The sequence below is a fragment of the Neobacillus sp. KR4-4 genome (genome assembly GCF_042136325.1).
Lineage (GTDB): Bacteria > Bacillota > Bacilli > Bacillales > Cytobacillaceae > Neobacillus.
Window position 1 is genome coordinate 41,534 of record NZ_JBHHJU010000012.1, and the last position, 14,171, is coordinate 55,704.

A 14,171-nucleotide genomic window follows, 5' to 3' on the forward strand; every position below is an offset into this window, starting at 1 on the left:
AGGCATCGTTTTTTAGGGCTCTTAAAAAGGCTTCGTAATTTCGCTGTTACACGGTGTAATAGCGAAACGGAGCCCAATAGGGAAAAACAGGTACTGCTCCGGGGCTTATATAATATTTGGTATGTCCAATTAGATAGTAATTATGAGGAGGGCTCCCCATAATAGGCAGACCCCATTCCCCAAAAAGGGGAGGAGGAAAGCCTTGATAGATGGTACTATCCATTCCGGTTATAACAACAGGCATTCAATCACTACTTTCTGTTGATTTATAGATATTGTATGTCTATAAAATTTCTCAGGTGATTGTATTTGAATTCTCCTATTGGCCTTTTTGCATGACTGTTTTTTTGAGTCCACTTTCGTGAATCGCGGCTTTCTTAGGCATAAAACATGGCATTATCATGCGGTGAATCAAAAAGGGCCTCCACTTTAATTCAGATTATATCGCGGATCAAATATTTTTATGTACAGAGCGCAATGATTTGTTGGAATTAAATTCTATCCCTATGGAAAAGATAAGCAAAATGCGGGAAAAGGGGATTAGTGATGACCACGGATAAGGAATTAAATCCAATGAATGTAATAAAAGCATTAAATATAAATCCAAAAATTTCAGATGAGACCCAGCCTTTTACGGCATTTGAATTAGGAAAACTTTGGGCTACATATATGGGAAATAGTATGTCCATTCAAATTTTAAGTTATTTTCTGCATCATTGTGAAGAAGAAGATATTCGGGTGCTATTAGAAAATGGCTTAGCATTATCCAAAGATTTCATGCAGAGGATCGAAACGTTTTTTAAAATGGAGAATTTCCCTATCCCGATTGGATTTACAAAAGATGATGTCAATCTAGGTGCCCCTCGTTTATACCAAGATGAATTTTATGTTCACTATTTAAAATATGCTGCTAAGGCAGGGATGAGCCTTTACGCCGTGGCCGTTCCATTAATCATGAGGGAGGACGTACGAGAGTTCTTTATTTATTGTAATGAATGCACGACTGTCCTATTAGGGCAAATTAATAATGTTTTAATGGAAAATAAATTTATTGCCAAACCTCCCACCATCCCGACACCAGATGGAATTGAAAAAATTGATAAACAAAGTTTCTTAAATGGTTTTTTTGGAGATGTCCGGCCATTACAAGCTCTAGAAATCATTCATCTTTGGGATAATATCGAGAATAATGCTACAAGTATGGCCTTATTATTGGGCTTTCATCAAACCGTTCAAGATGACAAGATAAGGGCGTTGTTTAAAAGAGGTCTAGAAATGACGGATAAAGCTGTAAAACAGTATAAGGAAAAACTTCATGTTGAAAGTATCCATTCACCAGACTACCTACTTCATTTAGTTACAACATCTACCTATCCACCTTTTTCAGATAAAATAATGTTGTTTCATAAAGTGGATATGTTCGCTATGAAGGTAAGGGCATTTGGAAACTCATTGGCTGTAACGGCAAGAAGAGATATCGATATGTTGTATATTAGAACACTTATCAACATTGGGGCATTTGTTGATGATGGTATGAATATCTTGATTCAAAAAGAGTGGTTGGAATCACCCCCAAAAGCATTTGAACGGGCTTTGGAGGAATGAAATACATTGATAATGAGCAGGAAGCCTGAAAATACTAAAACGCTATTTCATCGATATTTGATTGGAAAGGAGAACACTTTTCGTTTAGAAGCGAAGGTGTTCTCCTTTTTTACGGGCATCTCAATGGTAATTCGCGTTTTCGATCAGATGCTTGATCGTATTAAGCTGAAAAGCACCATAAATTCTATTTTTGGACGTAAGCTCATTGATAAAAAACTGATGTAACTGCTCTTTGTTGGCCACCCGATGTACTATGCTGTTATCCGACCAATCGTGAAGCTCTTTTACATCGTAATTAAAGAATACAAGAGTGTTAATCCATGAGGTTATATCTTGACTTTCTAAATAATTGGATAAGATGAAGGCCGTCTGTTGAACCTGGCTGATTGGATTTTCACATGTTTTTACCGTTAATTCTCCTGACACCGATTTTCCGAAAATCAGTGTTTCCTCTTTCTCACTATCTATTATATCTGATAAAAAAGAAAATCTCTGGCTGTTATTTCTTGTTAATCCCAGAACAATGTGACCTTTCCAGTATTTGGTTTCTATAACATAGATACCAGTTGATAATAGGACAAGGTGATCAATCTGCCGAGTATTACCGTTTCCATCGGGTATATAAATGTTCGTCATGATAATCATTTCATCTGGTGGAAGGATTTTTTTTCGAATTAAATCGGATTTGAAATTTTCTAGTATCTGATGGGTGACGATTTCTCCTTGGTTATTATAATTTTTCCGGATTTCTTCATTTTCGATCACAAGTTTTTCAATTTCACGTTGGTAAGATTCGCTTAAACTCATAATCTTCTCATCGTACTTCGTTGCTGCCGTTTCCATCGAAGCCTTTTGAATTTCTTTGAGAGCCTCTAGCTCTTGGAAATGGTCGTTTCTCATTTCTTTTTGTTTAGCCTTTTCCTTTTTTACGATATAAGTTAACCATGCGACAGAGGCAGCTAGTAACGTGGAAATAATTAACCAAATCATTGATTTTCTCCTTATTTATCAGATCATATATTTTATTAGTAGCTTTTTATCAGCATTTTGTCTAATTGACGGACTTTATCATAGGAATTTAATAGTCTCTCAGGAACCAAGGTCCTGCCATATTCCCAAGCATTCGTTTCTATTAATGTTAGAAGTTGCGCTTTTTCATCATCCTCGCCATACTTAATGATCCTTAAATCATGTTTGTTTTTCTTAAAATCCAAATAATAACCGAGCTGATGATATAGGATAATTTTAACACAATCTTCGTCTGTTTCTTTAATTTTAAAGTTAATATTTGCTATATATCCATTAATTTTTAAATAGTTAAATTTAATCATATTAGTAGAAACGTTAAAACTCATCGGGGCGGGCAGGGTATTGCTAATTTCATACTCAATCGTTAATTTATGTTCTAGCAATGTATGTTCAATGATTTTCTCAATATCTCGTATATAAAGCATCGTATCAGAACACATCCTTTCCAACTCTTTACTTTTTATTTTTAAGAAATGCAAGTGGAAAGTAAATCCATCAATGTTCCTTTAGACTTTGTTCCTATCGCATTTACCAAAGAAATCCATCACTAAAATTGTAGCAGGAATTCCCTCTCTCAGCGAGTCTTAATTATTCTCATTAGAGAACAGAAAAGACTATGTCTGATTTTCTTACAATATTGTTCAAAAAACATTGAACAAGAAGTATATTTAGGTTAATAATTTAACAAAAGTGTTTAAATTATAAAAATATATGGACACTTATGTATAATGTGTTATAAGATTTGATTAAGAAATTTCACAATAAACATTTTTGTTCATTCTATGAAGGAGGTTTGAAGCAATGGAATTATTAATGAGAAATATGTTTCAATCACTTGGGAAGAATACCTCAGCTAACAAACTAGCAAAAAAATACGGTTTGCGCTTTGGTGCTGGACGATTTGTGGCAGGGGAAACGATCCAAACTGCCATCGATTCCGTGAAAAGGTTAAATCGTGATGGGAAAATGGTTACTTTAGACCATCTTGGGGAATTTGTTTATACAGAAGAAGAGGCGCAGGAATCAACGGCCATGTGCATTCAAACCCTCGATGCGATAGCAGAAGCAGGGGTCAAGTCCAATCTTTCACTTAAAATGACATCGCTTGGCCTTGATATTAGCAGAGAGTTATGTATGAAGAATATGCGTAAAATTCTTAATAGGGCAAAGCTACATCAAAATTTTGTCAGAATCGATATGGAAGATTTTGATCATTGTCAAATTTCCTTGGATATTTATAAAGAGCTTCGGAAGGAATATGACAATGTCGGACTTGTTATTCAAGCCTACCTTTTTAGAACAGAACAGGATATTGCCGACTTAAATCAACTGAACGCAAACTTGCGTCTCGTTAAAGGGGCATATAAAGAGTCTCCAACGGTTGCTTTTCCAGAGAAAAAAGATGTCGATGAGAATTTTAAAAAGATTATTATGCAGCATCTATTAAATGGGAACTATACAGCGGTAGCCACCCATGATGCAGCAATGATTGAATATACAAAAACGTTAGTAAGTGAATACCGAATAGCTAAAGACCAATTTGAGTTCCAAATGCTTTATGGAATTTGCGAGGATATTCAAGCTAAGCTTGTAAAAGAAGGGTTTAATGTCCGAGTTTATGTCCCTTACGGTGTAGACTGGTTTGGTTATTTTATGAGAAGGTTGGCAGAAAGACCCGCCAATGTATGGTTTGTTCTCAAAAATCTATTAAAATAGCAATTTTACATAAAAAGGAGTCGAAAAATTATGACAACTGTAACACAACATGCACCATTTAAAAATGAGCCTTTTACGAATTTTTCTCTAGAGGAAAATAAGCAATTAATGTATGCTGCCCTTGCGAAAGTGAAAACAGAACTAGGCAGGAAGTACCCGCTGGTAATCGGCAATGAAAAGCTAGTTACTGAGGAACAAACCATTTCTACTAATCCGGGAAATGTGGATGAAGTCATTGGGTCGGTAAGCAAAGGGAATAAAGAATTAGCTGAAAAAGCGATGCAGGAAGCGTTGAAAACCTTTGAAACTTGGAAAAAGGTAGCTCCCGCAGAGCGTGCGGAATGTCTATTCAAAGCCGCGGCTTTAATGAGACAACGCAAGCATGAGTTTTCTTCGTACCTTGTCCTTGAATCAGGGAAGAACTGGGCTGAAGCAGATGCTGATACAGCCGAAGCCATCGATTTTATGGAATTCTATGCAAGAGAAATGATCCGCCTAAGCGAGACAAGCATTCAACAACCGCTTGTGAACATCGAAGGAGAAGACAATCAAATTTCGTATATTCCACTTGGTGTTGGGATTGTTATTTCTCCGTTTAACTTCCCATTGGCGATTATGGCGGGAACCACTGTTGCAGCCATTGTCTCAGGAAATACGGTTATTTTGAAACCAGCGGATGCTACTCCTGTGATTGCAGCCAAATTTGTGGAATTAATGGAAGAGGTGGGTCTTCCTTCAGGCGTGCTCAACTATTTGCCAGGTGATGGAATTGATGTAGGGGAGTATTTGGTTGAGCATCCAAGCACGCGGTTTATCTCCTTTACCGGTTCACGAGCGGTAGGCTGCCGTATTTATGAAAGAGCGTCAAAGGTTCAGCCAGGGCAATTGTGGTTAAAGCGTGTCATTGCTGAGATGGGCGGTAAAGACGGAGTAGTTGTTGATGAAACAGCCGACTTAGATGCAGCCGCAGCGGCGATTGTCGCTTCCGCTTTTGGCTTCCAAGGACAAAAATGTTCCGCTGGTTCTCGAGCAATTATTGTGGAATCGGTTTATGATGAAATCGTTGAGAAAGTAACCGAATTAACGAAAAATCTAACCATTGGACTTCCTGAAGAGAACTATGCGGTTGGACCAGTAATCGACCAAAAATCAGTGGATAAAATCATGGGCTATATCGAAATTGGTAAAACAGAAGGCCGATTGCTTACAGGCGGCTCTAGAGCAGAGGGGAACGGCTTCTACATTGAACCAACCGTTATTGCGGATGTTCAGCCAAAAGCCCGGATCATGCAGGAGGAAATCTTTGGTCCTGTCCTTGCCCTTGCGAAAGCAGCCGACTGGCAGGAAGCGATTGAGATCTATAATGATACCGATTATGGATTAACAGGTGCTTATCATTCGCAGAATGAGGGACGAATTCAGTATGCCCTTGAAAATATGCATTGTGGAAATCTTTACATTAATAAAAAGTGTACGGGTGCATTAGTTGGTGCCCATCCATTTGGCGGATTCAACATGTCAGGGACTGATTCAAAAGCTGGTGGATACGATTACCTGTTATTATTTACTCAAGCTAAACTGAAATCTAGAAAACTTTAATAATAGTAGAAACGGGGAACCCTCCTTATCAAGAGGGGGGAACTCTCCCAAAAACAATCGTGTTTAAAATTTTATTGTAAGCGCTTCATAGGGTTCGAAAACAGAATGGGGGATGGGTTTTTGAATATACAGATTCTAATTTCTATTGGTATTTATATGACAGGTATGCTGATTATTGGATATTTTGCGTACAAACGTACGTCTAATCTTGAAGATTATATGTTAGGCGGAAGAGGGCTGGGCCCTGCTGTCACTGCACTAAGTGCAGGGGCATCTGATATGAGCGGCTGGCTGCTTATGGGTCTCCCTGGAGCCATGTTTTCTCAAGGGTTGAGTGCCTCATGGATCGCCATTGGTTTAACCATAGGGGCCTATATAAACTGGCTTTATGTTGCACCGCAGTTAAGAACCTATACAGAGAACGCCAACAATTCGATGACCATTCCTGCGTTCCTGGAGAATCGTTTTGCAGATGGATCAAATCTGCTGCGTTTGACCTCTGGACTTATCATTATTGTCTTTTTTACTTTCTATGTATCATCGGGAATGGTTTCGGGCGGGGTTCTGTTTGAATCAACCTTTAATCTGCACTACCAAGCAGGGCTATGGATTATCGCTGCTGTCGTAATTGCATATACTTTATTTGGCGGCTTTTTGGCTGTAAGCTGGACCGATTTTGTACAAGGTTTAATTATGGTTACTGCACTTATTTTGGTCCCAATTGTAACTATTATGGAAGTCGGCGGCATTGGTCCCGCATTTCAGGAAATAAAGGGAATCGATCCGAAGTTATTTGATATTTTTAAAGGGACTACCGTGTTAGGCATTGTTTCCTTGATGGCGTGGGGGTTGGGTTACTTTGGCCAGCCGCATATTATTGTCCGCTTTATGGCGATTTCGTCCGTGAAAGAAATTAAAAAAGCTAGACAAATTGGTATGGGTTGGATGATTTTTTCGGTTGGTGGTGCGATGTTTACCGGTTTTATTGGTTTGGCCTTTTATACTAAACAGGGACTCACATTAGCAGATCCTGAGACCGTCTTTATTGAACTAAGCCGCATTTTATTTCATCCATTAATTACTGGGTTTTTACTGGCTGCATTATTAGCAGCTGTAATGAGTACGATCTCATCCCAGCTTCTTGTGACCGCAAGTTCGCTGACCGAGGATGTGTATAAGACGTTCTTCCGCCGCTCAGCAACAGATAAAGAACTCATGATGATCAGCAGACTCTCTGTGCTAGTTGTTTCGGTCATTGCTGTAATCATAGCCTTTGATAAAAATGGAACCATTTTATCGCTGGTCGGTTACGCTTGGGCTGGCTTTGGAGCTTCGTTTGGGCCAGTTATTCTGATGAGCCTATACTGGAAACGGATGAACAGATGGGGCGCTCTTGCCGGAATGGTGGGCGGTGCCGTAACGGTCATCATATGGGCCAGTGTTCCCGTATTAAAAAATAATTTATACGAAATTATCCCAGGATTTATTGTCGGTTTGGCAGCCATCTGGATTGTCAGCTTGATGACTCCCGAACCGAGTGAGCAATTACAAAGAGAATTTGACCAATATAAACACTCGGCATAACCTTTTAACACATTGATCAAAAAGCCAAAATTTGATCATAGGATTAAAGTGTATGTTGGCGAAAAAAAAGCTGATACCCGAATTCAGTTACGGGTTCAGCTTTTTTCATTCATGTTCATCCTATCGGGAGAGTCCTAATCTATGGCACTTAAAAGGTCTGGTTTGCTAGAATAGGCGTTCAATTTATGATAATGTTAATGTGATAATAAAGCATGAAAGGATTTTAGTATGTTCAAAAGTGTTCAATTGATACTGGATGATTCCTTTACAATTGTTAATCAACATATACCATTACTAGAAATTAAAAAGAAACTGAACGAGTACCATTTTGTTATTGTGTCAGGTGGAACATACTTGATCATTGCTAATTATGAAAAAAGCTTGATGAATTTAGGTGACGACTCGATACCCATAAATAATTGGCTTGAACAGCTTCACTGGCTCCCGTCATCTGTTATTTCGGATATCCATGGTGACGGGACGGTTGATTGGCGGAGACCGGTTCTTGTTAAAGATGAAAAGGGGATTGTTGGGGTTCTTTCATCTGAAAAGCGGATGGAAATGCTAGAAGATGAAAACCGCCAGATTTCTGCTTATTTTCAGACCTTAGCAGAAACGATTAATGAATCAGTTACAGCGGTCGATCAGGTGGGACGCGTGGTCTATTGGAATACAACAGCGGAGGAAACCTATAAGATTAAAAAAGAGTACATCCTTGGGAAAAAAATAGGGGAGCACTTTCGTGATGAATCGATTGTCCTGCACCGAATTTTAAATGAGGGACGGCCGGTAAGAGGGCAATATCATCGACCTGATAAGGATACACATGTGCTCATTAACGCTTCACCCATCATCATCGAAAATAAGATTATTGGCGGAGTCGCGACTGAACAGAATATCACGAATATTATCCGACTAAACGAAGAATTGGATTCCAATTCATCCGTGCTTGTTCAAAAAAACAGTCCTTTTTCAACCATGGTAAGTGAGAGTCCTAAATTTCAGGAAGCGTTGAAGATTGCGCAAAAGGTTGCCCATGCGGATATTCCGATTCACTTAACAGGGGAACCTGGATCTGGAAAGGAAATGTTAGCACAAGCGATTCATTATGGAGGTACAAAAGCCGAAGGGCCTTTTATTACCCTAAACTGTTCTGTCATTCCTCCTGCTTTGTTGGAAATGGAACTTTTCGGTTTTCAAAAGGAAACCTTTACAGCGGAACAGCAAACCTTACAAATCGGCCGGATCGAGCAAGCTCTAGGCGGTACATTATTTATAGAAAATATTGACAAGATGCCGCTTCAGATTCAAGGAAAACTACTAAATTATATGGTCGATCATCGTTTTTACCGGGTCGGAGGGGTAGAGAAAATTACCTCACCAACCCGAATTATCACATCCACGTCAGAGTCGATTGAAGTACTCGTGAAAGAAGGACATTTCAACGAGCAGCTTTATTTTCATTTATCCGTTATTACCATTGATATCCCGCCCTTAAGAACTAGAAAAAAGGATATCGTTGCCCATATCCAGAACTATATTCTGGAATTTAGCTCTAAGTATAAAAAGCCAGTGCCGGAGATGTCTTCTGAAACCATGAACCTGTTGGTGAACTATGACTGGCCAGGTAATATCCGTGAGCTTAGGAACACAATCGAACGTTTGGTTCTCCTTACTGACAAATCTGTCATTACCGATGAACATTTGCCCGATAATATGAAGAGTAAGTTAACGGTGAAACAAACTACCATTCCAAAAGAAGAAATTGTTCATCTGGAAGATGTTCGAATAAATTCTGAAGTGATCGAGATTGAGGAAGCATTAAGAAAAACCTATGGAAATAAAAGCGCGGCGGCTAACCTTTTAGGTATTTCACGAGGGACTTTGTATAACAAAATAAAAGAATATGGATTAAATTAAATGGAAAATACAAGGCTGTGTTAATGGTTAATGTTGAATTTTGCACTCTGTTGATTGGAGTAGAAGGCACGAAGACTCCTGCGGGAGTACGGGGCAGGGGAGACCCCACAGGAGCAAAGCGACGAGGAAGCTCCCCGGCACGCCCGCGGAAAGCGAAGTGCCTGGAACGGAAATCAACAGACAAGTTTAACACAGCCAAATCCAAAGTGAAAGGTCATCAAGAAGAGCTTAGGGAGGAGATTTATTTGACATTTATGCCAACAAAGCAACGTGATAAAGTAAGTTCTTATAAAAATCTTCGGTCGTTGTATGAGCAAAACATAACAGTGAACAGTATTTCTGAAACCATGGACACGTGTCATCTTACGGATGATGCTCAAATGATAAAAAACATGATGGATATGAAAGACTATGATGTGATGGGTGTGGAAGATCATGGAGTGGTTATCGGTTATGTTATTAGAAATGAATTAAATGTAGGAACCTGTGAAGAGTATTACCGGAGTTTTAGTCCGACCGAGCTTGTCTCGGAATCCACACCATTAATCGATACTTTATTTTTTTTAAAAGAGAAAGAGCGAGTATTTATCCTGGAAGGGAATAGGGTAACAAAAGTAGTAACGCTGGCAGATCTCCAAAAACCTCCGATTCGAATGTTATTATTTGGGCTGATTACCTTGTTGGAGATGCACTTATATCGAATTATTAATGATTTTTTCCCTGATAATACCTGGAAAAAACATTTAAGTGGCCATCGAATTCAATTAGCTGAAGAATTATTTTCACTTAGAAAGTCACGGAACGAAGCGATTCAATTATGTGATTGCCTACAAATTTGTGATAAACGAGACATCGTCCTGAATGAGAATCCGTTACGGGAACTTTTAGGGATTGAATCAAAGAGCAAAGGGAAAACATACTTTAAACAATTAGAAGGTTTACGAAACAACTTAGCACATGCCCAGAACTTGACTACACAAAATTCTTGGGATGAGCTGTTCTTAGTACTTGAACAGACCGAGAAATTATTAGGAGCTTGCGAAAAGGTATGAGGCAGGATCACTACAGAAATTGTAAGAAAAAATAAGAGAAAAAGGGTTGGTGCCTGGTTCTAAAGGTACCAACTTTTTTCTGTATCGAGTTACTTGATCTAATCGGTTCGAACTAAAGAATATCGTGTCAGATTTTTCGGTAAATGAATACAATTTAGAATAGCAGCATTTCAATGTACAGGGAGAGGTGTGATGGCATCATGTTTTCTGCTACAGGAATGCAGGGATTCAAGATGTTTTCAACAGTCCACATTGTTACGTTAGTATTATTCTTCGCTGCATGTGGTGCATTGGTGTATTTCAGAAATCAACAGAAGCGATACCAACAGAGCATCAAATGGACCTTGTTTATACTTTTGCCAACCTGTGAGATTTCTTTGCAATTATGGTTAATACTTACCCATCAATGGGCTGTGAGTGATCTTCCATTACAACTGTGTTCTATTAGTTCATTTTTGGCGATGTTTTTATTCTTCAAAAGGAACAAAAAAGTGTTTTATTTGTTGTATTTTTTTGGTACATTAACCCCCATTTTAGCAATGGTTACACCTGAAATGACCTACAATTTCCCACATTTTCGCTATATTGAATACTTCCTTCATCATTCCGTTATTCCGTTAGCCGCCTTTTACTTTATTCTTTTTGAAGATTATAGGGTACCGATGAAAGCGATGATTTCTAGTTTCTTAACCGTGAACCTGATCGCTGTCCCCATCTTTTTCTTAAATGTGCTGCTTGGCACTAACTTTTTCTACTTAGCTAGTCCAACAGAAGCCAAAACGATCCTCACTTTTTTCGGCAGTGGAATTATGTATTATATAAATCTAGAGATTGCCGCCCTGATTGTATTTTTCATTACGTATCTTCCAATTGGTATTTTACAAAGGATTGAAAATAAAAAAAGCGCTTCGGTAAAACAAAATTAATCAAAAGGCAATAAAAGATGGAGGCACCGTTCTTCATCTTTTTTATTTTCTTCCAATCTAAGACTATAGTTGTATTTAAAAATTTTGTGGAAGCAGTTATTATATGAAAATGTAATTCTGCAAAAAATATATCGTAAAAAGAGAGAAGGTATTTTAGAATGTCTTTTGGTTCATTTGTCATGGCTTTTTCAATGGCGGGATTAGACTATGACATGTTAAAGAATTTAGGAATTTCTATTGGTATTTTGGTATTATTTATCCTTTTTAGAAACCTATTTACAAAGTATGTATTTCAGTTGATTTTAAAATTATCTCGGAAAACACCAACTGATGTTTTTACTAAAATTTGTTTAGGATTTGAACGTCCTTTGGGATGGTTCTTTATCATTGTAGGTTTGTATTTAGCGATGGATTATTTCCCGTTTATCGAACAGCATAATACGTTATTTTTAAAATTCCTCCGTTCTATGGTTATCGTATTAATTACTTGGGGCTTGTTTAACTTGTCATCTCCAACTGAGGGGATTTTAATAAGTGTTAATCAAAAGATCAACAATAAGATTGATTTAATTCTATTACCGTTCATTTCAAGGACGATCCGCGTCATCATCATTGCCATCAGCATTAGTATTATTGGCCAAGAGTTTGATTATGACGTCAACGGATTGGTTGCTGGTCTAGGGCTAGGGGGTCTAGCCTTTGCTTTAGCTGCTAAAGAAGCGGTAGGAAATCTAATTGGTGGAATCGTCATTGTCACTGAAAAACCTTTTTCGATTGGAGATTGGATCTTAACACCTAGTGTCGAAGGGATTGTCGAAGATATTAATTTCAGAAGCACGAAAATTCGTACGTTTAGTCAGGCGCTAGTTACCGTTCCCAATGCAACACTTGCCAATGAAGCCATTACCAACTGGAGTCGAATGGGGAAGAGGAAAATTTCTTTTCACTTAGGACTTAACTATCAAACGACCAAAGAACAAATTCAACGAGTGGTTAAACGGATTGAACATTTATTAACCACACATGAAGAAATCCATCCTGATACGATCATGGTTGCATTTGATCATTATAATGAGAGTAGTCTCGATATTCTTATCTATTTCTTTACGAATTCTACTGTCTGGGCAGAGCACGTTAAAATTAAACATGAAATTAATTTAGCCATTATGGCGATATTAGAGGAAGAGGGAGTAGACATAGCGTTTCCAAGTCGAACCATTTATGTAACTCCAAAATCAAATGAAGAATTATTCCAAACAATGGGTTCATTTGATTGAAAATCGATGGATAGTAACATAGAGAAGAAAGACCAAATGATGGTCTTTCTTTTTTGTTATGTGTAATAGTGATAAATTCCAAAAATTTCAAAACATAAGGAATAAAGGTTTAATTTTGGTTAATGTTTGAATATTTTCTTATAAACTTTTTCATTACGGTAATTAGAGCTGCTAGATCAATTAGAATATCTTCACCAGTTGTTACTTTTGTAGTTTCCATTGTGTATAGAGGAGTTTCTAGATCACTTTCATCCTCTTCAACAGGTGTTTCTTGCGAAGTTTCCCATGTGGATAGTGGAATGGATAAATCACTTTCATCCTCAAATACAGGTATTACTTGCGAAGCTTCCAGTGCCGAGAGTGGAATGGCTAGATTACTTTCATCCTCTACAATAGATATTACTTTAGAAGTTTCTATTGTGGCCAATGGAATGGAAAGACTATCGTCATCCTCATCAATAGGTGCTCCTTCTGAAGTTTCCATTGTGGATAATGGAATGGAAAGACTATCGTCATCCTCATCAATAGGTTCTCCTTCTGAAGTTTCCATTGTGTCCAATGGAATGGAAAGACTACCGTCATCCTCTCCAACAGGCGTTCCTTGCGAATTTTCATTTGTGAATTTAGGCAATGATTGATTCCTTTCAGCCTCTTCAATATCTGTTTCAAACGAAATTCCCGTTATGGATAATGGATATGTTATATTCATGTCCGCATCATTATCCGTTGTTTTTTGCGAAGATCTCTTATTGCGGTTTTTCTTATTTTTATTTTTATTTTTATTTTTATTTTTGTTTTTTTGAGTGTTATTTTTTTTATTTTGACTGCTATTACTTGATTTTCCTTCTCTTTGTTGTGATTGTTGTGTATAAGTGTTTTCACTATTTGTCTTTTGAATTTTTAAACCATAGCTAATACTTTTAATATGGTACATGGAAAGACGAACGAGTTCCTGACCATTGATTAAAAAAATCGAATCATTATCTGCATTTGCGAGTACTCCCTCTATGGTCTCAGGGCCGCCACGATTAATTTTAATCCATTTGTATTTCATTGAGCCAAGCAGTTCTTGGAGATTAGCCCCTTTTATAAATGTTAAATTTTCAGGTAGATCTATATCGAAAGACATACTCTCTTTTATGTTATCTGTAAAACTTTTAATATGGTTCGTATTGTAGTAAACAATCCCATCATCTTCGGTGAGAATGGTGATATGATCGTCGCCGGTATCCATTAACATCCCAATTTTGGATTCAGGTCCTCCTCTATCAATCTTGATTACTTTGCCAATGAAATTTTTCATGATGTCTCTATCCATAAAAATTCTCCCCTTACATTCCACAATTAAATTTATACTGCATGTATATGTATCACGGGAAGACGTTGTCCTAATAAAAAAGCCTGTTTATATTATTAAAGAGAAAAATAGGCAAGCTGTTAAGAATGGATAGAACGGGGTGATT

Annotated in this window: 11 protein-coding genes; 8 read left to right on the plus strand and 3 right to left on the minus strand. The window is 37.7% G+C overall.

The annotated features are described in order from the left end of the window. Positions 1 to 546: 546 nt before the first annotated feature. The gene (locus ACE198_RS13930; protein ID WP_375375956.1) at positions 547 to 1,605 is read left to right on the plus strand and encodes a DUF3231 family protein; all 1,059 of its coding nucleotides are present in this window, start codon (positions 547 to 549) and stop codon (positions 1,603 to 1,605) included. Between the two features lie 120 nt (positions 1,606 to 1,725). Here ACE198_RS13930 and ACE198_RS13935 read toward each other — a convergent pair whose 3' ends face one another. Beyond that, entirely contained in the window at positions 1,726 to 2,595 is an 870-nt protein-coding gene (locus ACE198_RS13935) for a nuclease-related domain-containing protein (protein ID WP_375375957.1), read from the minus strand. Positions 2,596 to 2,630: 35 nt separating this feature from the next. After that, positions 2,631 to 3,074: a hypothetical protein gene (locus ACE198_RS13940; protein WP_375375958.1), complete on the minus strand. Its 444-nt coding sequence runs from the start codon at positions 3,072 to 3,074 to the stop codon at positions 2,631 to 2,633. A 361-nt stretch (positions 3,075 to 3,435) separates the two neighbouring features. Between ACE198_RS13940 and ACE198_RS13945 the strand changes: the two genes are divergently transcribed. The 7 genes from ACE198_RS13945 to ACE198_RS13975 all read left to right on the plus strand — a co-directional run bounded on the left by ACE198_RS13945 (position 3,436) and on the right by ACE198_RS13975 (position 12,708). Next, complete coding sequence (locus ACE198_RS13945; protein ID WP_375375959.1) at positions 3,436 to 4,350, plus strand: proline dehydrogenase family protein; 915 nt, start codon at positions 3,436 to 3,438, stop codon at positions 4,348 to 4,350. Positions 4,351 to 4,380: 30 nt separating this feature from the next. Then, a complete protein-coding gene (gene pruA / locus ACE198_RS13950; protein ID WP_375375960.1) occupies positions 4,381 to 5,949 on the plus strand; it encodes an L-glutamate gamma-semialdehyde dehydrogenase in 1,569 nt (522 codons plus the stop codon). Positions 5,950 to 6,054: 105 nt separating this feature from the next. Further along, complete coding sequence (putP, locus tag ACE198_RS13955) at positions 6,055 to 7,533, plus strand: sodium/proline symporter PutP (RefSeq protein WP_375375961.1); 1,479 nt, start codon at positions 6,055 to 6,057, stop codon at positions 7,531 to 7,533. A gap of 228 nt (positions 7,534 to 7,761) precedes the next feature. Next, positions 7,762 to 9,453 carry a sigma-54 interaction domain-containing protein gene (locus tag ACE198_RS13960; RefSeq protein ID WP_375375962.1) on the plus strand — a complete coding sequence of 564 codons (1,692 nt, stop codon included), beginning with the start codon at positions 7,762 to 7,764 and terminating at the stop codon, positions 9,451 to 9,453. A gap of 23 nt (positions 9,454 to 9,476) precedes the next feature. Beyond that, positions 9,477 to 10,505 carry a hypothetical protein gene (locus tag ACE198_RS13965; RefSeq protein ID WP_375375963.1) on the plus strand — a complete coding sequence of 343 codons (1,029 nt, stop codon included), beginning with the start codon at positions 9,477 to 9,479 and terminating at the stop codon, positions 10,503 to 10,505. 200 nt (positions 10,506 to 10,705) lie between these two features. Continuing rightward, positions 10,706 to 11,431, plus strand: a complete 726-nt coding sequence (locus tag ACE198_RS13970; RefSeq protein WP_375375964.1) for a YwaF family protein — start codon at positions 10,706 to 10,708, stop codon at positions 11,429 to 11,431. Positions 11,432 to 11,589: 158 nt separating this feature from the next. Continuing rightward, positions 11,590 to 12,708: a mechanosensitive ion channel family protein gene (locus tag ACE198_RS13975; RefSeq protein WP_375375965.1), complete on the plus strand. Its 1,119-nt coding sequence runs from the start codon at positions 11,590 to 11,592 to the stop codon at positions 12,706 to 12,708. A gap of 109 nt (positions 12,709 to 12,817) precedes the next feature. Here the strand turns inward: ACE198_RS13975 and ACE198_RS13980 are convergent, their stop codons facing one another. Then, positions 12,818 to 14,026 (minus strand): hypothetical protein, encoded by a 1,209-nt coding sequence (locus ACE198_RS13980; RefSeq protein WP_375375966.1) that lies wholly within the window; start codon positions 14,024 to 14,026, stop codon positions 12,818 to 12,820. Between the last annotated feature and the right edge of the window lie 145 nt (positions 14,027 to 14,171).